We start from the raw sequence: 21,458 nt of genomic DNA, 5'->3' as shown, positions 1-21,458 counted from the left end.
AAAAATATTAATATGAAAAAAAAAATCGTTCATACAGAAAAAGCACCACAAGCAATTGGACCTTATTCACAAGGTGTAAAATACAACGGATTTATTTACACATCAGGACAAATTCCTTTCAATGTAGAAAAAAATGAATTGGTTACAACAGGTATTCAAGATGAAGTTCATCAAGTAATGAAAAATGTAATTGCAATTTTAGAAGCTGGCGGAACAACAATTGACCAAGTTGTAAAAACAACAATTTTTGTTAAGGATTTGAATGATTTCAACGCAGTTAACGAAGTTTATGCTTCTTATTTTAATGACGAAAATTATCCTGCACGCGAATGTGTAGAAGTTGCTCGTTTACCACGCGACGTAAATGTTGAAATTTCTGTAATCGCTATTGCAGACTAATAAAATATTATGCTAAAAGACAAAACTGTATTAAGAAACACAATTGCTGTAATAGTAGGATTAGCTGTTATCTACGCTATCATACAATTTGGTCTTATATACAACGCGGATAGATTGGGATGGGACAACAAAGTTTTTCCGGAATGGAGACACATCATCAAATACTTTTCGCACCAAGAAGGAAAAAAATTCGAAGTTCAATTTTTTGGATCAATGCTCGCAATTAGTGGAATTGCAGCTTTAGTTGGAGGTGTTATAACAGCACTTATCGTAAGAAGAGCTAAACAAGCTTACACGATGTTTGTAGGTTTTATTGTGTTAATCGTTGCATTAGGCGACGTTCTTATCACGCCTTATCACCCAACTTGGTACGAAATTGCGATCTGTCCAGTTTTATTCTTTTCATCATGGATTGGAGGTTTAATTGTAGATTTAATTTACAAAAGATTTTTAAAAAAATACAAACCATCCAGCCAATCATATTAAACTAACATTATGTCTGAAAAAGATAGAAAAATTAGAGTTGCCATCTCGATTGGTGATTATAACGGAATCGGAATTGAGGTTATCTTAAAAACCTTACAAGAAAAAGAAATAACAGAGTTTTTTACGCCTGTTATTTTCGGTTCAACCAAATTATTATCGTATCAAAAAGATCGTTTAAAATTTGACCGAATCAATTTTCAAGGTATTCAAGATGCGAATCAAATTGTAGACGGAAAAATCAATGTGGTTAATCTTTGGAAAGATCAAATTGATGTACATTATGGTAAAGTAACCAAAGAAGCTGGTGAACACGCTTATCAATCATTAAAAGCGGCTGCAAAATCTGTTTCAGATGGTTTTACTGATGTTTTGGTAACGGCTCCAATTAATAAAGATAATATTCAGTCCGAAGAATTTCATTTCCCAGGTCATACCGAATATTTAGGAGAAATTTGGGGAGGAAAACCTTTGATGTTCTTAGTTTCAGAAAAATTGAGAGTTGGTTTAGTAACGCAACATATTCCAATTAGCGAAGTTGCAAAACAAATTAATCCAAAATCTGTTTATGCAAAAATTCAACAAATTCATAAAAGTTTGATTGAAGATTACGCCATCGAAAAACCAAAAATTGCAGTTTTAGGTCTTAATCCTCATGCAGGTGACAATGGTCTGTTAGGATCAGAAGAAAAAGAAATTATTTCGCCAGTTATCGAGCGTTGCATTAACGAAAATCAATTAGTTTTTGGACCTTATTCGGCAGATAGTTTTTTCAATCCAAGTAATTTAGACGCTTTTGATGCGGTTTTGGCCATGTATCACGATCAAGGATTGGTGGCATTCAAAACAATTAGTTTTGATGAAGGCGTTAATTATACAGCTGGATTAAAATTTGTACGAACTTCGCCAGATCATGGTGTGGCTTACGACATCGCAGGAAAAGGAATTGCAAACGAAGAATCATTTAAGGAAGCTATTTTTTCAGCGATCGAATTATATAAAAATCGAAACGAATACCAAGAGCTAACAAAAAATGTATTGCAACATATCCATCTAAAATTAGAAAAAGGCGATAATAAAGAATAAAAATTTAAAATAAGTTGCAAAGAGCTATTAATTTTAAATAAATTAGATTATCTTTGCACACCTTTTTGTGGTATGGACAAGTTAAAAAATTATAATATTGTATTTACAAGCTTGCCTTTTGGTAAGAGTGATTTTACATTCGAATTATCACAATCGTTCTTTGATTTATTTGAAATTGAGCAAGATTTTGACAATCCTAATTTAATTGCAACAATTATTTTAGATAAAAAATCAACAATGCTTGAGTTAGAAATCAGCTTAAAAGGAGACATTACAGTCCCTTGTGATTTGACTGGAGAATTGTTTCAACAAGAAATTTCAAATAATGCAGAATTAATTGTTAAATTTGGAAACGAGTTTGACGATACTGATTTTGAAATGTGGGTAATTCCAAGAGAGGAATACCAAATCAACGTTGCGCAAGTTCTTTATGAATTGGCAATGTTATCAGTACCAACAAAACGAATTCATCCCGATGTCTTGAATGGCAAAAGCGATTCTGAAATGATTGAATTGTTAGACCAATACAGCATTTACGAATTAGACGAAGATGAAGAATACGAGCATTACGATGAAGACAACAACAATGATGACGATGACGATAATAACGACATTGATCCTCGTTGGGCAAAATTGAAAGATTTGAAACCTTAATTGGTTTTTATTATTAAAATAAATTATAGAAATAAAGAAAAAAAAGTAGTTAGATATGGCACATCCTAAGAGAAGACAGTCGTCAACAAGAAGAGATAAACGTAGAACACACTACAAAATCGAAGCTCCACAATTAGCAATCGATAAAACAACAGGTGAAGCACATTTATATCACAGAGCTCACTGGTCTGACGGAAAATTATACTACAAAGGTAAAGTAGTATTAGAGAAAGTACAAGAAGTTACTGAATAATATAATCTTCGAAAGATTTTGAAGCTGTTTCTAAAAAGAAACAGCTTTTTTTATTTTTTTTTCAATACCTTTGAAATCGTTTTATAAAAAACAAACATAAAAGGTCAAATAAAAAACCGCATTATATGGACATTAAAGACATTCAAAATTTAATTAGATTCGTATCAAAAGCAGAAGTTGCTGAAGTAAGCATCAAACAAGATGACATCGAAATCAAAATCAAAACTTTAGCAAGCGTACCTGCACAAGTTGCATCTCAACAAATTTATGTACCACAAGCTCCTGTAGCTCCAATTGCCGCTCCTCAAGCGTCAGCAGCTGCACCAGCAAATAACTCTACAACATCAACAGAAGAAGAAAATAGTAATTTAATTACAGTTAAATCTCCTATGATTGGTACTTTCTACCGTGCTGCAGGACCAGGTAAAGAACCTTTTATTAATGTAGGTGATGCTATTGCTCCAGGTAAAGTTTTATGTATTGTTGAAGCAATGAAGCTATTCAACGAAATCGAATCAGAAGTTTCTGGAAAAATTGTAAAAATCTTAGTGGACGACGCTAGTCCAGTTGAGTACGATCAACCATTATTCTTAGTTGATCCAGCTTAATCAATTACATCTAAAAAATTATGTTTAAAAAGATATTAATCGCTAATAGAGGTGAAATTGCAATGCGTATTATACGTACTGCAAAAGAAATGGGAATCAAAACGGTTGCCGTTTACTCTAAAGCAGACGAGACTTCATTACACGTACGTTTCGCTGACGAAGCTGTGTGTATTGGTCCTGCTCCAAGTAAAGATTCGTACCTAAAAATGGCTAACATCATCGCGGCTGCAGAAATTACTGACGCGGATGCTATTCACCCAGGTTACGGGTTTTTATCTGAAAACTCAACTTTTTCTAAAATCTGTGCTTCTAACGGAATCAAATTCATCGGTGCTTCTGCAGAAAATATCGAGCGTATGGGAGATAAAGCCAATGCGAAAGCTACTATGAAAGAAGCTGGTGTTCCTGTAGTACCAGGTTCTGATGGTTTATTAGAAAGCTATGAGCAAGCCTTAGAAGTTGCGCGCGAAATTAAATACCCAGTTATGATGAAAGCTACTGCCGGTGGTGGTGGTAAAGGTATGCGTGCAATTTGGAAAGAAGAAGATTTATTACACGCATGGGAATCTGCTCGTACAGAAGCTGCTGCAGCTTTTGGTAACGACGGAATGTATATGGAAAAATTAATCGAAGAACCACGTCATATCGAGATTCAAGTTGCAAGTGACCAAAACGGTAAAGCTTGTCACTTATCAGAACGTGACTGTTCTATTCAACGTCGTAATCAAAAATTAGCAGAAGAAACCCCTTCTCCAATCATGACAGACGAATTACGTCAACGTATGGGAGATGCAGCAGTTAAAGCTTGTGAATATATAGGTTATGAAGGTGTTGGCACAATTGAATTCTTAGTTGACAAACACGGAGATTTCTACTTTATGGAAATGAATACTCGTATCCAAGTAGAGCATCCAATTACTGAGCAAGTAACAGGTTTCGATTTAATTCGTGAACAAATTATGTTAGCGGATGGTGAGCCAATCTCTGGTCAAAACTATTATCCAAACGGACATTCTATCGAGTGTCGTATCAATGCAGAAGATCCTTATAACGACTTCCGCCCTTCTCCAGGGAAAATTACAAATATTAATATTCCTGGTGGTAACGGTGTTCGTGTTGATACACACGTTTATGCTGGATATACAATTCCACCAAATTACGATTCTATGATTGCAAAAATCATTGTTACTGCACAAACGCGTGAAGAAGCAATAGCAAAAATGAAACGTGCGTTAGGGGAATTTTATATCGAAGGTATCAAAACAACGATTCCTTTCCACTTACAGTTGATGGATAATCCAGATTTTATCGCGGGTAATTACACAACTAAATTTATGGAGGATTTTGTTTTTGACGAATCTTACGCAAATTACGGAGAATTATAAGAAATTAAATTTTCGAAATATTGAAAATCCAGAACGTATATTCTGGATTTTTTTATGTCATTGTGTCAGCAAAAATCAAATGGCTTAATTGTTGAAAATATCACCTCAGAAAAGTAGTAAATAATCAATTCAATCATTCCATCTAAAATCAAAATATCAAGTATTTGATAAGATTCCATCCGAATTGTTAATTTATAGTGAATGAATTGATTGTAATATTACTTTTTACTATTAAAAATCATTAATAATTTATACATTTGCACTCCAAATTTAAGGTAGATGAATATTACTAAAAATACAACAGACAAATTAAACGCAGTATTAACTGTAACTGTTGATAAGGCAGATTATCAAGAAAAAGTAGTTGATGTATTAAACCAATACAGAAAAACAGCTAACATCAAAGGTTTCCGTAAAGGACAAGTTCCTATGAGCTTTGTAAAAAAACAATACGAACAAGCTGTTGTTTTTGATACAGTTAACGAAATTTTACAAAAAAGTGTATCTGAATACATCAACACAGAAAAATTATCAATCTTAGGAAATCCAGTTCCAGTAATGAAAGATGTTGATTGGGATGCTGATCAATTATCATTTGATTTCGAATTAGGATTAGCTCCAGAATTTGATGTTGATTTATCTAAAGTAGAAGTTGACAGCTACAAAGTAAAAGTTGCTGACGACGAAATCCAAAAATATGTAGATAATTTCGCTGCTCGTTTTGGATCATTAAAATCTTTAACTGAAGCTGAAGCTGAAGCTGTATTGAAAGTAGAAGCTGCTGTAGAAGGACAAGAAGCTAAACCAACATTTATCCGTTTAGAAGAATTGAAAGATGCTTCTGCATTTATCGGTAAAAAAGCTGGTGATGTTGTAGAAGTAAATTCTAACGATATTTTTGACACTGCTGAAGAAGCTGCACAACAATTGAACACAGAAGTTTCTGAAGAAGGAACTAACGTTACGTATACAATCAAAGAAATTAACAAAGCTGAAAAAGCTGAAGTTAATCAAGAATTATTTGATAAAGTTTATGGAGAAGGAGCTGTAGATTCAGAAGAAGCTTTCCGTAACAAAATCAAAGAAGAGTCAGAAAACATGTACAACAAAGAATCTGACAAACAAATTATCAATGATGTTGTAGCTAAATTATTAGATACAGTTCAATTTGATTTACCAACAGAATTTTTAACAAAATGGTTAATCACTTCTAACGAAAATGTAACTTCTGAAGAGCAAGCGAAAGAAGAATTGGTAAAAATGGACAAAGGTTTACGTTACCAATTAATCGAAGCTAAAATTGCTGAAGTTAACAATGTAGAAGTAAATGCTGAGGAAGTAAAAGAAGCTGCTTTTGCTGCAATCAAAGATCAATTAAAAATGTACGGTCAAACTTCTATTCCAGAAGAAACATTACAACAAATTGCAATGTCTGCTTTACAGAATCAAGAAGAATACAACCGTTTATCATACCAAGTGTTTACAGACAAAATGTTAGACATCTTCAAAAACAATGTAAAATTGAACGAGAAAGAAGTAACATTTGACGAGTTTGTTGACATTATTACAGAAAAAAATAAAGAATTAGCAGAAGCTTAATCACTTCTAAAAAATTCTTTATACCTTTCATTTAAAATCTAAATTTAATAATGAAAAACGTAGGAGAAGAATTTAAAAAATATGCGCTGTTAGACAAAGGAATTAGCTCTTTACATATGGAGAGTTACATCCAAAATACAACGCCTTACATCGTTGAAGAAAGAAAATTGAACGTTGCACAAATGGACGTTTTCTCTCGTTTGATGATGGATAGAATCATCTTTTTAGGAACAGGAATCGATGATCAAATTGCAAATATTATTCAAGCACAATTATTGTTCTTAGAAAGTGTAGATGCAACAAAAGATATTCAGATTTATGTTAACTCACCAGGTGGTGGTGTTTATGCAGGATTAGGAATTTACGACACAATGCAGTTAGTAAAACCAGATGTTGCAACAATTTGTACAGGAATGGCAGCTTCTATGGGAGCAGTTTTATTATGTGCAGGTGCAGCAGGAAAACGTTCAGCACTTAAACATTCTCGCGTGATGATTCATCAACCTTTAGGAGGTGCTCAAGGACAAGCAACTGATATGGAAATTACATTGAAGGAAATCTTGAAATTAAAAAAAGAATTATACGACATTCTTGCAACTCATTCTGGTCAAACTTTCGAGCAAATCGAAAAAGATGGTGAACGTGATTACTGGATGACTTCACAAGAAGCAAAAGAATATGGAATGATTGACGAAGTTTTATTGCCTCGTAAATAATTTTAAATTCAATAAAAATACAAAAAAAGGATACTCAACTTATTGAGTATCCTTTTTCGTTTACAAATACTTAAAAATTTGTAAAACAATAAGAAAGAAACATAAAAAACAATAATCTAAAATAAGATAACTTCATCCTTTATTTTACCATAATTTATACTGATAGAAATTAACAAATAAATATTTTCTATCTAAAAGAAAATAAATACCTTTGCATCTTAATTAAGTATAGAAAATTGGAAGAAAATAAGTGCTCTTTTTGCGGAAAAAGCAGAAACGAAGTAAATATTTTAGTGTCTGGAATCGACGGTAATATTTGTGATAATTGCATAGAACAAGCTCATGGTATAGTTTTAGAAGAATCGAAATTTAACGAAAATAACGATTTGATAAAACCATTAACGCTAAAATCTCCGAAAGAAATTAAAGAGTTTTTAGATGATTACGTGATTGGTCAAGACCAGGCAAAAAAAATATTGTCGGTTGCCGTATACAACCATTACAAAAGAATATTACTAGACAAAGAAAATGATGTAGAGATTGATAAATCGAACGTAATTTTAGTTGGAGAAACAGGAAGTGGAAAAACATTATTAGCTAAAACAATTGCTAAGTTATTAAATGTTCCGTTTGCAATAGTTGATGCAACTGTACTTACAGAAGCTGGATATGTAGGAGAAGATGTAGAAAGTATTTTGACGCGTCTTTTACAATCTGCTGATTACAATGTAGAGCTTGCCGAAAAAGGAATCGTATTTATTGATGAAGTAGATAAAATTGCACGTAAAAGTGACAATCCATCTATTACACGTGACGTTTCTGGAGAAGGTGTACAACAAGCTTTGCTTAAAATTTTGGAAGGAACTATTGTTAACGTGCCACCAAAAGGAGGACGTAAGCATCCTGATCAAAAATTTATAGAAGTTAATACAAAAGATATTTTATTTGTGGCTGGTGGAGCTTTTTCTGGAATAGAAAAACACATTGCAGATCGTTTGAAGAAACACGTAATTGGTTTCAAGAATGAGGATCACAAAGAAATCGAAAATCTTTTGGATGAAGTAAATGCACAAGATTTGAAAAACTTTGGTATCATTCCAGAATTAATTGGACGTTTACCAATTATTACGTATCTTAAAGCATTAGATAAAGAAGCGATGAGAGCTATTTTGACAGAACCAAAAAACTCTCTAATGAAACAATATACAAAACTTTTTGCCCTAGACGGAAAAGAGCTTGTAGTGACGGACGAAACCCTAAATAGAATTGTAGACCGTGCCAATGAACTGGGTTTAGGAGCTCGAGGATTACGAGCAGTTACGGAAGAAATCTTTACTGATTTAATGTATAACATTAAAGATTTACCAGAAAAAGTTATAATATAATCTGTTGAATAGTAACTTATTAATAAATATTTTTATATTTGTAATAAAATTATTATTTAATTTAATAGAAACCTACCAAAAATAACATAATTTATGAAAAAGAATCTACTTGCTTTAGTCACACTTGCTTAGGTCTATAGTGATTCTACACAATATAAATATATAAAAAATAGCTGACGATAAAATTAATAATCGCTTAGAATTCTATTGGAATCAATCACCAAAAACACTAGATATAAATGATTTAAATAAGCTACTATTTATATTGAAATAATGGAGGTCATTTTGTTAAATTTGAGCAAAGTAATACAACCGCTAATATTTCAATTTTTAATTTAATTGGACGTCAAATATTTTATAAAACAATATTTCTACAAATACAGATTATAATTTAAATATTAATAATATTCCAACCTTATATTTGGTTAAGATTGTATATTAAGGTGGTGAAACTTTAACGAAGAAAACCATTAACAAATAAAACTAGCTATGAAAAAATTATTGAAAATTAACTTGTTTTTTTTATTTGTTTTCATTATTAATGTATCTGTTAACGCCCAACCTACAAATCCTTTATTCAGATTGGAAAAATTGTAATATGAACGGAGATAATACAGGAAATAGGGATGGTATTAGAAAAGTATCTATTCATGATTATGCACCTTTTTTAATTGTTACAGCTGTAACAATTGCAGGAATAGATTCATATGAACAAAGACTAATAATTAAAAAATAAATTCATACTTTTAAACCTCAATCAATAGATTGAGGTTTTTTTATATCAAACAAACTATGAAAAATAAATTTATACTGCCGCTTGTTGTTTTAGGAAGTTCTGTCTTTGGGCAGTTTAATGTTTCTGGGCAAATAGAAAATTATGCAAATAAACCTGTTTTGGTTAAAATTTTCGACAATGCCGAAATGAAATTAATCAACAATGCGATTACTGATAACAACGGAAATTTTTCTGTAAAAGTTCCAAAAGAATACAATGGTTTTGTACGTATTGATTTGCCAACAGGTGAAAATCTTTCGTTATTAACTGATAACAAAAATCTAAAATTCAAAACGGTTAGTGGGCAAGAAATATCTACTAAACTTGAAATTTTTGAGGGAAATACACAAAAGGAATACAATAAAGTTTTAGCACTTCAACCATTAAATGAAATTCAGAACCAGGTTTTTCCTTATTTAATGCAAATGTATAAACCAACTGATGAATTTTATACAGCAATGGTAAAAGAAGATAAGCGTATAAAAGAGTTGAAACGTAACGAAAATTTTTCGCCATTAATTACCTATATTAATGAGTTGAATGATTTGAAACAAAAAGCTCAAACAAATAAAGATGCTGAAACGCTAAATGAAATTGTGAATCATTTTGTAAAAGATGATATACGATTGGAGCAATCTGGAATGTTTAATGATTTAGTTTTTGCTTATATTAATGGAAAATTAGCTGCTGCAAACAATCAAGATGTAGAAGGGAATTTAATTGCTGCTACAGACGAAATTTTGGCTAAAACAGATATCAAAACGACAAGAGGTCAAAATGTATTGACAACTATCTTAAACTTTGTTCCTGAAAAAGAATATGCAAATTTTCATAAAAAATATGTAGATAAAGTAAAAAGTTTGACTTCTAATGTAACAGATCAATTGAAAAAGAAAGTGGAAAAAAGCGCTTCTATGCAAGTGGGAAGTAAAGTTCCTAATATCACTTTTCCTCAACCTGTTAATGGGAAAAAATCATTATATGATATCAAAGAAGATCAAAAATTAATTGTTTTCTGGGCTTCTTGGTGTCCTGCTTGTCAACAAGAATTACCGCACATTAAAGAGTTTTACAAGAACTTCAAATCAAAAGGTGGAGAAATTGTTGCTATTTCTTTAGACTATGATCAAACAGCGTTTAACAATGCTACGAAAGAATTACCTTGGTACAATTATACTGATCTTTTGAGATGGGATTCGCCAATCGCGGCAGAATATGGAATAGAATCTACTCCTACTCTAATTTTGGTTGATAAAGACAATAAATTAATTAAGAAAGTTCATCATATTTCTGAGTTAGAAGTATCGAAATAATAACGAAAAAGCTACATTGAAAATCAATGTAGCTTTTTTATTCTATTGAATTATTATTCTAAATAAATCCTTGACTGTTCTTGTAATGAATGATTAGGAAAATTCCGATCAGAATAGTGAATCCCCATAACGAACTTCCTCCGTAGCTGAAAAATGGTAACGGAATACCAACCGTTGGGAAAAGCCCAATCACCATTGCGATATTGATAAAAAAGTGGAAAAATAAAATAGAGGCGACTGCATATCCATAAAATCGTGCAAATCTATTTTTTTGGATTTCGGCTAAGAAAAATAATCGCCCTACGAAAACTGCATAAACAATCACCAAGGCTGTACTACCAATGAATCCCCACTCTTCTCCTACTGTTGTAAAAATGTAATCGGTTTGTTGTTCTGGTACAAACCTTCCTTTTTTAATAGTTCCTTGATTGTAACCTTTTCCATATAATTCGCCCGAACCAATCGCTGTTTTTGCATACAATAAATTATATCCCGAAGTATCACGATACTTTGCTTCTCCTTCGTACAAAACCATCACACGCTCTTTTTGGTGTTTGGGTAATTTCTCAAAAATGATCGGAGAAATAAAACTAACCGTGCTTGCAAATAATAACAACACAATAGACGCAATAATACTAAAATTCAGAACATTTGCAGCTAATCCAGATTGTGTTTTGAATGGTGAATCATTAATTTCTTTTTGTTCGGTTAATTTTAAAATTAAAACTGGAATAATTGATATAAAGAATCCTATCAATCCAAAGAAAGTTGTATTAAAAAATATTGGTTCTGAGAAAAATAAGGAACGCATTGGAAATAAATGTCCGAAAGATTCGCGTGTTTCTTCAGATAAATCTTCAACCAAATAACAAATTCCAATCAATAATAAAAAGAAAATTGATAAGCCGATTAAAACACCATGCATCGCATCAACTACATTCTGATTATAATTGAAAGCTAAAATTAATAAAGCTATTGTAAGAATTATAAATCCAAAAACTAATAAAACGTAAAAAGGAATTTGTACAATCGAAATCAAGAAAATGATTAATAATATGATTGGTGCTAAAATTATCCATGGATTAAGTCCTTCTCTGTACAAGGCAATACTTAATGAACAGAAAATAATTACTGAACCTAAATCGGGTTGTAAAAGAATTAAAACTACTGGTATTGCGATAATCAACAATATTTTTCCTATAAAACCTAAGTCTTTTAGATTTGCGTTTGAATGATTGATAAAATTAGCAATCAACAAAGCTGTACCAATCTTCGCAAATTCGGCTGGTTGCAAACTCAGAGGTCCAAAACGATACCACGCTTTTGCTCCATTAATTTCCTTTCCAACAATCAAAACTCCGACGAGCAAAACGAGGGAAATGATATAAAAAACAGGACTATAAATTTCGAAAAAATTACGGTTGTTTCCGCTCGCAATTATCAAAATCAATATCATCACCATTCCAAGTCCAAACCAAATTAGCTGTTTTACACCTAAATCTGGATTGACACTATACACATTCATAATCCCGAAAGTTACTATCAGAAACCCTAGGATCAGTACAATCCAATCAATTCCTTTTAGTAATCTGCTTTGGCTCATGTTTTAGTTTTGTTGAATCTTTTTTAAATTTTAAACTATCTATTTTATTTCCGATAGAATCCTTTTTTACAGGTTCTACGTATAATCCTTTTCTTTTTAGATAATCTATCCATTGACGACGATATTCGCCTTGTAGATTACCATTTTTCATACGTTGCACTAACGCAGGTCGTTTTATTGTATCCGTTACGTATAATTCTGCGATCAAACTCGCCATTGGTCCAGCATAAGTTGTACCCCAAGAACCATTTTCTACAATTGCAGCAATCGCAATTTTTGGTTTATCTGCTGGAGCAAACAATACAAATAATGAGTGATCTTGTCCATGAGAGTTCTGAGAAGTTCCAGTTTTACCAAATTGTACAAAAGAACTTGTATCAAAACTACGAGCTGTACCCATTGTAAATACATTACGCATTCCGCGTTGAATGATGTCAAAATGTTTTGGATCAACCAATGTATTTTTTTTCACCATATAAGTAGAATCCGTCAATGGTTTTCCATCAATACTATGTACAATATGCGGTGTATAGAAAAATCCTTTGTTGGCAATAATTGCTGTATAATTTGCCATTTGCAGCGGAGTTGTATTAATATCTCCTTGTCCCATACCATTGAAAATAATACGGTAAGGATTCCAAACACCTTCTCCAAAACGATTATCGTAAAACTCAGCTGTCGGAATAAGACCTTTGCTACCAACAGGTAAATCTGTTCCCATAAATTTTCCTAATCCGAAACTATTCAAAATGGAAGCCCATTCGTTAATTCCGACACTATAATCATTTGGGTCTTTACGAACAATATCACGATAAGCTTCAGAAAAATAATTATTACATGATTTTCCAATTGCATGTTCTAAACCTTGCGGCGTATAATACATTCCACAGTGACAACCAATATGCATACGTCCATAACGGAAACCATGTTTACAAACATATGTTGTTTTTTCTGTCATCGTTCCCATTTGTAAACCAGCCAAAGCCGTTACCATTTTGAATGTAGAACCAGGAGGATAAGTTCCTTGTAAAGCTCTATCATAAGTTGGACGAGCAATAGAATCGTTGATTAATGCACTTCTCAACTTTGTATTCAAATAATCGTTTGGATTAATTGTAGGTGCGGATGCTAAAGCCAAAATTTCACCATTATTAGGATCAAGTGCGACAATTGCCCCACGTTTATTTTGAAGCATTTGTTCTGCCAATTCTTGCAAACGATAATCAATTGTCAAATGAACTGTTTTCCCACTTTTTACAGGTCGATCATAATCTCCGTTTTTATATGGACCAACAACATTCATTGTTCGGTCTACAATCCAGTTTTTTACACCTTTTATTCCTCGCAAATCTTTTTCATACGATTTCTCAACACCAGCAATACCAACCAAATCTCCAGGTTGATAATAGGTAGAATCTGTTTTGATATAAGATTGATTGGCTTCGTTTATATAGCCCAGTATATTTCCGGCAGAATTTACCATATATTTACGCTCGGGACGTTTGATAATGCTAAATGCAGGATACAAGTACAATTGTTCTTGCATACGAGCAAAATTCTCTCGCGAAATATTTTTTAAGAATGGATAAGGCGATAATTTTTTATAATCTTTTGCGGTAACAATTTTATCTAAAATAGAATCAAATTGTTGTGTAGAAATTCCAATCATTTTAGAGAATTTAGGTTTATCAAAACCATTCATATATTCTCCATAACTGTCAATTAATTTCCCTGGAATAACGTCTAATTCGTACGAATATGTATTACTCACCAACAATTTTCCGTTTCGATCAAGAATATCACCACGATTAGGATAAATAATTTCTTGTTTGATCGAAGTATTAAATGCATTTAACGTATAACGATCTGTAAATAATTGCAAATACGCCAAACGTCCTATAAATAGAAACACTATAAACAGGATGAGTGCATAAACAACCATCAACTTTTTCATACTCCAACTTTATTTTTAAATAAAATTTTATAAATAAAGACAAACACAAAAGTTATTCCCGAATTGATTAATGCTTTTAGCATCAAAGATCCAATTCCTGATGGTTTAAAATTCTCAAGAAGTAATAAAATAATATGATGTGCAAGAATTAGAATAATCAAATAAAACAACCATTGCGCAAAACTGAACGAATTGAAAGAGAAAAATTCCATTTCGTAATCTTGTTTTCCTGCCAAAAGTTTGATGATTGGATTTCTAAGAAATGCGATAAGTGTTAATGCAAAAGCATGAATTCCTCCTGTGTATTCGAAAATATCTATCATTAATCCTAACATAAATGATAAGATTAGTAAGGCATATTTATTTTGATAAGGCGGATAAAATAATACAAATACAATATAGATATATGGTTGATAACTTCCTAAAAAGTTGATGTGATTGAACACAAAAACTTGTAACAAAGCTAAAACGATAATCTTGATAATATTGATTAAAAAATCTTTATTGAACATTCTGTGGACTTGTTATTGTATCTGATTTTTCTACTTGTTGAATTTCAACTTTATTAAGGTTTGTGACCACATAAGCTTGAGCTAAATTGGCGAAATCTTGTTTCAATCTTACTTGAACTTTCATTTCTCCCGTTTCATCAATTCCTTTACTTACAACTTTACCTATAATAATTCCTTCTGGGAAAACTGGTGATTTACCATCTGTTTCGATAATATCTCCTTTTTTCACTTCGATGTATTTCGGAATTTCATATAACTGAACATAACGAGGATCTTTTCCATCCCATTTCACTGTCCCAAAATATTGATTTCCTTTGATACGTGCATTGATATTGATATCCTTGTTTAACAACGAAATTGCACGAGAATAATTTTTCCCAGCAAAAGTTACAATACCAATTACACCATTATTTGTAATGATTCCGTCACCTTTTTCTATTCCATCATTTGTTCCTTTATCAATCATCAAAAGGTTTTGCGTTTTGATAATCGAGTTATTTACAATCTCTGCAGGTACAAAAGAATACGTTTGATGATAACCTAAGGTATCCGATTTGTAAAACTTTTTAGTTTTCGCATCTTTAATACCTAAATGCACCAATTGCTCACGCAAAAAGGCATTTTCGTCCATCAAATCTTTATTGGTACTCGGTAAATGAATAAAGTTTGTCACCTTTGCAATTTTATCATCCACATAACCTGTAAACGATGTGCTTGCAGAGGCAAGAATAGTTTCGTGATAAATATTTTTCTTAAAGACAAGAAACAACGCAATTAACTCTAAAAAGACAAAAATTAATAGCATTCCATTTCTTCTAATCGCATTCAGAATATATTGCATTGCTCTTTACTCTTCTATTTCATTAAGAAAGTGAATTTATCAATATTTTTAAGTGCAATACCAGTTCCACGAACAACAGCACGTAAAGGATCATCAGCCAAGAAAACTGGTAAACCTGTTTTTTTAGAAATACGTTGATCTAAACCTCTCAACATAGCTCCACCACCAGCCATATAGATACCAGTGTTGTAAATATCAGCAGCTAATTCTGGAGGAGTTTGAGATAACGTTTCCATTACACCATCTTCAATGCGTAAAATTGATTTGTCTAATGCACGTGCAATTTCGCGGTAATTTACAGTAATTTCTTTTGGTTTTCCTGTAATCAAATCACGTCCTTGTACTGGCATATCCTCTGGTGCATGCTCTAGTTCTTCTACAGCAGCTCCAACTTCAATTTTAACACGTTCAGCAGTTCTTTCTCCGATATATAAATTATGATGGGTTCTTAAGTAATATGCAATATCATTTGTAAAAACATCACCTGCAATTTTCACAGATTTGTCACAAACAATACCACCTAATGCAACAACGGCAATTTCTGTAGTACCACCACCTATATCAATAATCATGTTACCTTTAGGTTGAGTGATATCAATTCCAACACCTATCGCAGCAGCCATTGGTTCGTAAATAAGACGAACATCTTTTGCGTTAACGCGTGCACAAGAATCTTTTACAGCACGTTTCTCAACTTCTGTAATTCCAGAAGGAATACAAATCACCATTCGTAATGAAGGTGAAAATAACTTCCCTTGAATTCCAGGAATTTTCTTGATGAACTCTGTCAACATGAATTCTGAAGCTTCAAAATCTGCAATTACTCCGTCTTTCAAAGGACGAATTGTTTTTATATCATCATGCGTTTTACCTTGCATGTGTTTTGCTTGTTCTCCAACAGCAATAACTTTATTTGTTCTTCTATGTATAGCGACGATAGATGGACTATCTACTACAACTTTATTATTGTGGATAATTAAAGTGTTAGCAGTCCCCAAGTCAATCGCAATTTCTTGCGTGAAAAAATCAAATAATCCCATCGTTGATTATGTCTCAGTATTATTAAAAATGAATGTACAAAAGTATAATAAATTTAGATGATTATAAAAGAGAATTTAATTTTATTATCAACTAAATATTTTTACTAAAATAGTAAGATTTTAACAATAAAAAAGGGTTAAAAATATTTTAACCCTTTTTTATGATTTTTATTGAATTTGAATATCGTAAGGTAGCCTAACTTGAACACCTTTTTGCTCATTCATCATCTTTATTTCTTTGTAAATTCGGATTCCGTCCGAACCTAATTCTTTTGCAATTGCTGCCTCAGTATTTTTTCCTTGAAGATTATCCATAAATTCTTCAAAAGAATCTTTTCTTTTTGGATAATTTTCTGTCGAATATTTTTCTATTTTAGCCAATTTAGCTGCTTCTTTTATCGCTGTATCTAAACTTCCAAAATCATCTACCAAACCAATTTGTTTTGCGCGAGTTCCAGACCAAACACGTCCTTCTCCTATTTTGTCAACTTGCTCATACGTTAACTTTCTATTTGTAGCAACGTGGTTTACGAATTTTCCATAAATCAATACGATTGATTTTTGCATCGTATTTTTTGCTGTTGGTGATAATGGTGTTGTCAAAGATTTTAACTGATCTGCATTTGCATTCGTTTTTACTTCATCAAAATCTAATCCGAAATTATTGAATAATTTTTGCGCATTTGGGATCATTCCGAAAACTCCAATCGAACCAGTAATTGTATTTGGTTGAGCATAAATTTTGTCAGAAGCTTGTGCAATGTAATATCCACCAGATGCTGCAACATCACCAAAAGAAACTACGATTGGCATTTTTGTTTTCAATTGCATCAATTCATATAAAATTTCTTCTGATGCATTTGCGCTACCTCCAGGAGAATTTACACGTAAAACTAAAGCTTTGATTTTATCGTTTTGACTGATTTTGCGAATCGCATCCACATAAGTCTTCGATTGAATACCATCAAAACCATCCCCTTCAGTAATTGTTCCAGATGCATATAAGACTGCAATTTTATCTTTTTCAGATTTATCTGATAAGGTTTCAAAATAATCTTCTACTTTTATGGTATGTTTTTCAAGAACTTCAAAATCAGTTTTTGATTTTTCTTCTTTCAGACCAAGTTTTGTGAATAACATTTTTTGATATTCATTTTCTTGTGCCAATACATCATAAATCTTATTTTCTTTTCCTGTTTCTGGGATGAAAGCATACAAACTATCTGTTACTGTAGTGAATTGTTCAGGAGAAATTTTACGCGATTTTGTAATCGAGTTTGAAACATTACCCCATACATCATTCAATAATTCTGACAATTGTAATCGATTCTCATCAGACATATTTGTTCTCATATAAGGCTCTACTGCACTCTTAAATTGTCCGTGACGAATCACCTGAAAATCTACACCATATTTATCTCCTGCATTCTTGAAGAACATAATATTAGAACTTAAACCTTGTAATAAAGTTCCTCCCAAAGGATTTTGATAAATTTTATCAGACACACTACTTATATAATATGACAGCTGACTTCCTGAATTAGAATATGAATACACAAATTTTCCAGATTTCTTAAAATCTTCTAGTGCATTACGAATATCAGTCGCTTGCGTAGCTCCACCAGAAAATTTATCCAATTTCAGACTAATTCCTTTTATTTTATCATCATTCTTCGCTTCTTCAATTGAATGAATAATATCTTGTAAAAAAACATTTGGACTTTCTGACATATCAAAAATAGAAACGGAACGATCCATATCACTTTCCATAATTGGATCTTCCAACGAAATTTCTAAAACAGAACCATCTTTCACACTTTTTGTTGGAGCAGATAATGCTGAAACAAATATCAACACGAAAAGTAGTATGACAAATACACTAATCGTTAATAGATTTCCTATGATTGTTGAGAATACTCTCCCGAAAAAGTTTTTCATTTTTAATTTATTATTACTTTTGCTCTATATGTCGCAAAATATAGTCATTTTGTTACTTGGTACAAACTTAGGTGACAAAAAAAATAATTTAGAATCAGCTAAAAACCTTATAAACAAAGAGGTAGGTAATATAAAAAAAGAATCTAATATTCTTGAAAATAAGGCTGAAGGATTTACTACACCTAATTTATTCTTAAATCAAAAAATAGAAATTAATACAAGTTATTCTCCATTTGAGATTTTGAAAAAAATTAAAGATATTGAACAAAAAATGGGAAGAATCTATTTTAAACCCAAAGAAAATGAGAGTTACGTTGATCGTTTAATAGATATTGATATACTATTCTATAATCAGCTTTTAATTAATTGCAATTATTTAAAAATTCCTCATCCTCAAAATTATTCTAGAGATTTTATTAAAAGTTTATATTTTTAGCCTGTTCTGCATTTTGATTATTAAATAATAAAGTTGTTCATTTGATTGAAAATTTGTAAATTGTTTTTACAACAAAAAATTCACAATGAATAACTTACTCGCAAATTATAAAAGAATATTGGAAATTCTATGAAAAATATCCTAAGATAAACTTTTAATTTATCAATGTAGAAGACCTAAACATTTGATTTAAAACTCATAAGTCTTTTCTTAACTACTGAATTTATGGGTATTGATAGTGAAAATAATTCATTTCGGAATATTCCTAAAGCGTAAGTTGTAAAATTGAGCGAAGTATTTACAATCGAAGAAAATGTAGATTATCATATCAAATTAATAGTATTCGCCTCAAATTAGCGAAAGAATTTAATGAATTTGAAAATTGTTTTAATCATTGATAGTATGCCGTTTCAGTTTTGTAAAATAGCAAGTATAAATAGCTCAAAATTTACAAGGAACACTAGTATAATGCACAAAACAGAGGTTTTTGTGCTTCTCAGTAAATGTCTTTTTATGGCTATAAACTTCATGCTGTTTGTTCTTTAAGTGGTGTTTTCCTGAGTTTTAACATTAGTCCAGCATCTGTTCATGTATTCATTTTTTGAAAGATATTGATTTATTTAATGAAGTTAATATCGATTAGAAACACTGAAAAGATCGAATCAAAAAGATTACAAACCTCAGTTTTATACATTCAAAAAGAATTGAAACTTTATTTTCTCTACTATACGAACAATTTATGATTAGACGCAATTATGCAAAGACTTTTGAGAGATTTAAAACCAGAATTCTAGCTAAAATTACTGCACTATCAGTGATTCAGTACATTATATAGAACTTACTTTTATCAAAATATTAATAATCTAAAAACTCAAATTATTTAAAATGCAAAACAGGTATTTTTATTAAGATACTAAATATTAATTTATTAGTTTTGTAAAATTATATTAAGATATGCTTTATATTAGTTATAAAAATAATTCTAACCTATGATAAAACTTTTATGTTTATTAATATTAGGTGCTGCAGCATATACAAGTGTACAGACAAATTAAAATTAAACCCCCTTCACAACCGTAAAAAAGAATTTAACGATTGGTTTATTTATGCTTCTGGAGATTTAAATGCTTTGCAAAATACCGATCTTAATTATTGGTAGGAAGTTGGATATTTTACTCCTAGATATGATTTAAAATTCCAACTTAATAAACCAATTAGTCACGCTTTTGGTCTTAGTTTAGAATATCTATTTGGTAAAACTAGACAAAAGGGTAATATTGATGATTCTGCTTTAAGTGGATATCATGGATATGCGTATGGTAAAACTAAATACCAAGCAATTGGAGTTTTAGCTGATTTAAATGCTTCAAATTTACTAAGAAGAGTTGATAACAGAACTGAATTTAAATGGGCTATGCATTTATATGCTGGAGTAGGAATACATGGCTATAAAGCTTATAGAAATAATTATGCTCCTCAAGGAGATCCTAACTTTACATTAATAACTGATCAAGATATCTCTGATAAATCTATTTATTTTCAAGTAGGATCAGGGCTACGTTACAAATTAAATGATAGATTTTATTTTCAACTACGTGCTATGTAATTAATGTCTAGTAATGAAGAGTTTGATGGATCAGGAAAACCAATGCCTTATCACAACTCAGGTGGTATGACTGCCGCTGATACTGAAGAAGGTAGTGATGATAACATGATTACATTTTCTTTAGGCTTACATTATAAAATTGGAAAACATAAAGATGCCTTACAATGGGTTTCTCCATTAGCATACAAAGCTCCTATAGAACAAACTCCATTCGAACGTATTGACGAAGACCGTGACGGTGTTTGTGACCAATGGGATAAATATCTTGGAACTCTAGAAGGTATTCGCGTAGACGGATCAGGATGTTCTTTAGATTCTGATGGAGATGGTATTCCAGATAGTGAAGATAAATGTCCTACAATTCCTGGACCTCCTACAAATGGTGGTTGTCCTGAGAAAGTAATCAGAATTTCTGGTGAAGATGTTGCAACAACAATTAATGCATACTTAGAGGGTATCGAATTCGATTACAACTCTGATCGTATTAGAGAGCAATCTTATGAAAAATTAAATCATGCTTCTGAAGTATTATTAGCAAATCCAGATTTCAAATTCGTAGTAGAAGGTCATACAGATGCTGCTGTGGTGTTGATTATAACCAAAAATTATCTGAAAGACGTGCTGCTTCTGTTGTTCGTTACTTAGCTAACAAAGGTGTTGACACAACTAAATTATCTTCTGTAGGAAAAGATAAATCTGATTTAAAATGGCCAGAATGTAATCCTGTTACAAATTGTCCTGCTTGGAAAAACTTAGAAAACAGACATGTAATTTTCAAAGAAATTAAATAGTCTAAATTTAATCATACGAAAAAGCTCAGTTAAATATAACTGAGCTTTTTTATTGTTTAATATGTCCCGTCCTGAAATAGC

At 31.5% G+C, this 21,458-nt stretch carries 21 protein-coding genes and 1 pseudogene; 16 read left to right on the top strand and 6 right to left on the bottom strand.

Annotation, left to right across the window (positions count from 1 at the left end):
- Positions 1–12: 12 nt before the first annotated feature.
- From B4E59_RS02255 to B4E59_RS02200, 12 genes are all read left to right on the top strand, one after another.
- Positions 13–399: a RidA family protein gene (locus tag B4E59_RS02255; protein ID WP_291051114.1), complete on the top strand. Its 387-nt coding sequence runs from the start codon at positions 13–15 to the stop codon at positions 397–399.
- A 9-nt stretch (positions 400–408) separates the two neighbouring features.
- On the top strand, positions 409–885 hold the full coding sequence (locus B4E59_RS02250; protein ID WP_125348729.1) for a hypothetical protein: 477 nt from the start codon (positions 409–411) through the stop codon (positions 883–885).
- A gap of 9 nt (positions 886–894) precedes the next feature.
- A complete protein-coding gene (gene pdxA / locus B4E59_RS02245) occupies positions 895–1,968 on the top strand; it encodes a 4-hydroxythreonine-4-phosphate dehydrogenase PdxA (protein ID WP_125348727.1) in 1,074 nt (357 codons plus the stop codon).
- 72 nt (positions 1,969–2,040) lie between these two features.
- Complete coding sequence (locus B4E59_RS02240) at positions 2,041–2,622, top strand: YceD family protein (RefSeq protein ID WP_125348725.1); 582 nt, start codon at positions 2,041–2,043, stop codon at positions 2,620–2,622.
- Positions 2,623–2,677: 55 nt separating this feature from the next.
- Complete coding sequence (gene rpmF / locus B4E59_RS02235) at positions 2,678–2,875, top strand: 50S ribosomal protein L32 (RefSeq protein WP_019975824.1); 198 nt, start codon at positions 2,678–2,680, stop codon at positions 2,873–2,875.
- A 125-nt stretch (positions 2,876–3,000) separates the two neighbouring features.
- The gene (accB, locus tag B4E59_RS02230) at positions 3,001–3,483 is read left to right on the top strand and encodes an acetyl-CoA carboxylase biotin carboxyl carrier protein (RefSeq protein WP_125348723.1); all 483 of its coding nucleotides are present in this window, start codon (positions 3,001–3,003) and stop codon (positions 3,481–3,483) included.
- Positions 3,484–3,503: 20 nt separating this feature from the next.
- Complete coding sequence (gene accC, locus B4E59_RS02225; protein ID WP_221854334.1) at positions 3,504–4,868, top strand: acetyl-CoA carboxylase biotin carboxylase subunit; 1,365 nt, start codon at positions 3,504–3,506, stop codon at positions 4,866–4,868.
- A gap of 279 nt (positions 4,869–5,147) precedes the next feature.
- The gene (locus B4E59_RS02220; protein ID WP_180905001.1) at positions 5,148–6,467 is read left to right on the top strand and encodes a trigger factor; all 1,320 of its coding nucleotides are present in this window, start codon (positions 5,148–5,150) and stop codon (positions 6,465–6,467) included.
- A gap of 50 nt (positions 6,468–6,517) precedes the next feature.
- Positions 6,518–7,183, top strand: coding sequence for an ATP-dependent Clp endopeptidase proteolytic subunit ClpP (clpP, locus tag B4E59_RS02215; protein WP_038331995.1), 666 nt, complete (start codon positions 6,518–6,520; stop codon positions 7,181–7,183).
- A gap of 236 nt (positions 7,184–7,419) precedes the next feature.
- Positions 7,420–8,568 carry an ATP-dependent Clp protease ATP-binding subunit ClpX gene (gene clpX, locus B4E59_RS02210; RefSeq protein ID WP_280062867.1) on the top strand — a complete coding sequence of 383 codons (1,149 nt, stop codon included), beginning with the start codon at positions 7,420–7,422 and terminating at the stop codon, positions 8,566–8,568.
- Between the two features lie 598 nt (positions 8,569–9,166).
- Positions 9,167–9,304 carry a hypothetical protein gene (locus B4E59_RS02205; protein WP_286494681.1) on the top strand — a complete coding sequence of 46 codons (138 nt, stop codon included), beginning with the start codon at positions 9,167–9,169 and terminating at the stop codon, positions 9,302–9,304.
- A gap of 56 nt (positions 9,305–9,360) precedes the next feature.
- Positions 9,361–10,656 carry a TlpA family protein disulfide reductase gene (locus B4E59_RS02200; RefSeq protein WP_286494682.1) on the top strand — a complete coding sequence of 432 codons (1,296 nt, stop codon included), beginning with the start codon at positions 9,361–9,363 and terminating at the stop codon, positions 10,654–10,656.
- Positions 10,657–10,714: 58 nt separating this feature from the next.
- Here B4E59_RS02200 and rodA read toward each other — a convergent pair whose 3' ends face one another.
- From rodA to sppA, 6 genes are all read right to left on the bottom strand, one after another.
- Positions 10,715–12,259, bottom strand: a complete 1,545-nt coding sequence (rodA, locus tag B4E59_RS02195; protein ID WP_291048789.1) for a rod shape-determining protein RodA — start codon at positions 12,257–12,259, stop codon at positions 10,715–10,717.
- A complete protein-coding gene (locus B4E59_RS02190) occupies positions 12,228–14,213 on the bottom strand; it encodes a peptidoglycan D,D-transpeptidase FtsI family protein (RefSeq protein ID WP_291048792.1) in 1,986 nt (661 codons plus the stop codon). The genes rodA and B4E59_RS02190 overlap by 32 nt, the downstream gene beginning before the upstream one ends.
- Positions 14,210–14,725, bottom strand: a complete 516-nt coding sequence (mreD, locus tag B4E59_RS02185; protein WP_291048795.1) for a rod shape-determining protein MreD — start codon at positions 14,723–14,725, stop codon at positions 14,210–14,212. The genes B4E59_RS02190 and mreD overlap by 4 nt, the downstream gene beginning before the upstream one ends.
- Positions 14,715–15,566 (bottom strand): rod shape-determining protein MreC, encoded by an 852-nt coding sequence (gene mreC, locus B4E59_RS02180; RefSeq protein WP_291048797.1) that lies wholly within the window; start codon positions 15,564–15,566, stop codon positions 14,715–14,717. The genes mreD and mreC overlap by 11 nt, the downstream gene beginning before the upstream one ends.
- Positions 15,567–15,580: 14 nt before the next feature.
- Positions 15,581–16,606, bottom strand: a complete 1,026-nt coding sequence (locus B4E59_RS02175; protein ID WP_019975837.1) for a rod shape-determining protein — start codon at positions 16,604–16,606, stop codon at positions 15,581–15,583.
- Positions 16,607–16,774: 168 nt separating this feature from the next.
- On the bottom strand, positions 16,775–18,544 hold the full coding sequence (gene sppA, locus B4E59_RS02170; protein WP_291051109.1) for a signal peptide peptidase SppA: 1,770 nt from the start codon (positions 18,542–18,544) through the stop codon (positions 16,775–16,777).
- Positions 18,545–18,593: 49 nt separating this feature from the next.
- Here sppA and folK point away from each other — a divergent pair, with 49 nt between their 5' ends.
- The 4 genes and pseudogenes from folK to B4E59_RS14620 all read left to right on the top strand — a co-directional run bounded on the left by folK (position 18,594) and on the right by B4E59_RS14620 (position 21,377).
- Positions 18,594–18,980 (top strand): 2-amino-4-hydroxy-6-hydroxymethyldihydropteridine diphosphokinase, encoded by a 387-nt coding sequence (folK, locus tag B4E59_RS02165; RefSeq protein ID WP_291051106.1) that lies wholly within the window; start codon positions 18,594–18,596, stop codon positions 18,978–18,980.
- Between the two features lie 136 nt (positions 18,981–19,116).
- Positions 19,117–19,864, top strand: a pseudogene (locus tag B4E59_RS02160) (transposase).
- Between the two features lie 725 nt (positions 19,865–20,589).
- Complete coding sequence (locus B4E59_RS02155; protein ID WP_291051103.1) at positions 20,590–21,231, top strand: OmpA family protein; 642 nt, start codon at positions 20,590–20,592, stop codon at positions 21,229–21,231.
- On the top strand, positions 21,114–21,377 hold the full coding sequence (locus tag B4E59_RS14620; protein ID WP_414646268.1) for an OmpA family protein: 264 nt from the start codon (positions 21,114–21,116) through the stop codon (positions 21,375–21,377). The genes B4E59_RS02155 and B4E59_RS14620 overlap by 118 nt, the downstream gene beginning before the upstream one ends.
- The last annotated feature ends 81 nt before the right edge of the window (positions 21,378–21,458 follow it).

Source organism: Empedobacter sp. UBA2044 (assembly GCF_002333005.1).
GTDB lineage: Bacteria > Bacteroidota > Bacteroidia > Flavobacteriales > Weeksellaceae > Empedobacter > Empedobacter falsenii_B.
The sequence above is the reverse complement of the archived record's forward strand: the minus strand, read 5'-3'. Positions and strand labels throughout refer to the sequence as shown.

Bases quoted from the DNA above. Each gene is read 5' to 3' on its own strand.
- B4E59_RS02255 (WP_291051114.1), top strand. From the start codon at position 13: ATGAAAAAAAAAATCGTTCATACAGAAAAAGCACCACAAGCAATTGGA.
- B4E59_RS02250 (WP_125348729.1), top strand. From the start codon at position 409: ATGCTAAAAGACAAAACTGTATTAAGAAACACAATTGCTGTAATAGTA.
- pdxA (WP_125348727.1), top strand. From the start codon at position 895: ATGTCTGAAAAAGATAGAAAAATTAGAGTTGCCATCTCGATTGGTGAT.
- B4E59_RS02240 (WP_125348725.1), top strand. From the start codon at position 2,041: ATGGACAAGTTAAAAAATTATAATATTGTATTTACAAGCTTGCCTTTT.
- rpmF (WP_019975824.1), top strand. From the start codon at position 2,678: ATGGCACATCCTAAGAGAAGACAGTCGTCAACAAGAAGAGATAAACGT.
- accB (WP_125348723.1), top strand. From the start codon at position 3,001: ATGGACATTAAAGACATTCAAAATTTAATTAGATTCGTATCAAAAGCA.
- accC (WP_221854334.1), top strand. From the start codon at position 3,504: ATGTTTAAAAAGATATTAATCGCTAATAGAGGTGAAATTGCAATGCGT.
- B4E59_RS02220 (WP_180905001.1), top strand. From the start codon at position 5,148: ATGAATATTACTAAAAATACAACAGACAAATTAAACGCAGTATTAACT.
- clpP (WP_038331995.1), top strand. From the start codon at position 6,518: ATGAAAAACGTAGGAGAAGAATTTAAAAAATATGCGCTGTTAGACAAA.
- B4E59_RS02205 (WP_286494681.1), top strand. From the start codon at position 9,167: ATGAACGGAGATAATACAGGAAATAGGGATGGTATTAGAAAAGTATCT.
- B4E59_RS02200 (WP_286494682.1), top strand. From the start codon at position 9,361: ATGAAAAATAAATTTATACTGCCGCTTGTTGTTTTAGGAAGTTCTGTC.
- rodA (WP_291048789.1), bottom strand. From the start codon at position 12,259: ATGAGCCAAAGCAGATTACTAAAAGGAATTGATTGGATTGTACTGATC.
- B4E59_RS02190 (WP_291048792.1), bottom strand. From the start codon at position 14,213: ATGAAAAAGTTGATGGTTGTTTATGCACTCATCCTGTTTATAGTGTTT.
- mreD (WP_291048795.1), bottom strand. From the start codon at position 14,725: ATGTTCAATAAAGATTTTTTAATCAATATTATCAAGATTATCGTTTTA.
- mreC (WP_291048797.1), bottom strand. From the start codon at position 15,566: ATGCAATATATTCTGAATGCGATTAGAAGAAATGGAATGCTATTAATT.
- B4E59_RS02175 (WP_019975837.1), bottom strand. From the start codon at position 16,606: ATGGGATTATTTGATTTTTTCACGCAAGAAATTGCGATTGACTTGGGG.
- sppA (WP_291051109.1), bottom strand. From the start codon at position 18,544: ATGAAAAACTTTTTCGGGAGAGTATTCTCAACAATCATAGGAAATCTA.
- B4E59_RS02155 (WP_291051103.1), top strand. From the start codon at position 20,590: ATGTCTAGTAATGAAGAGTTTGATGGATCAGGAAAACCAATGCCTTAT.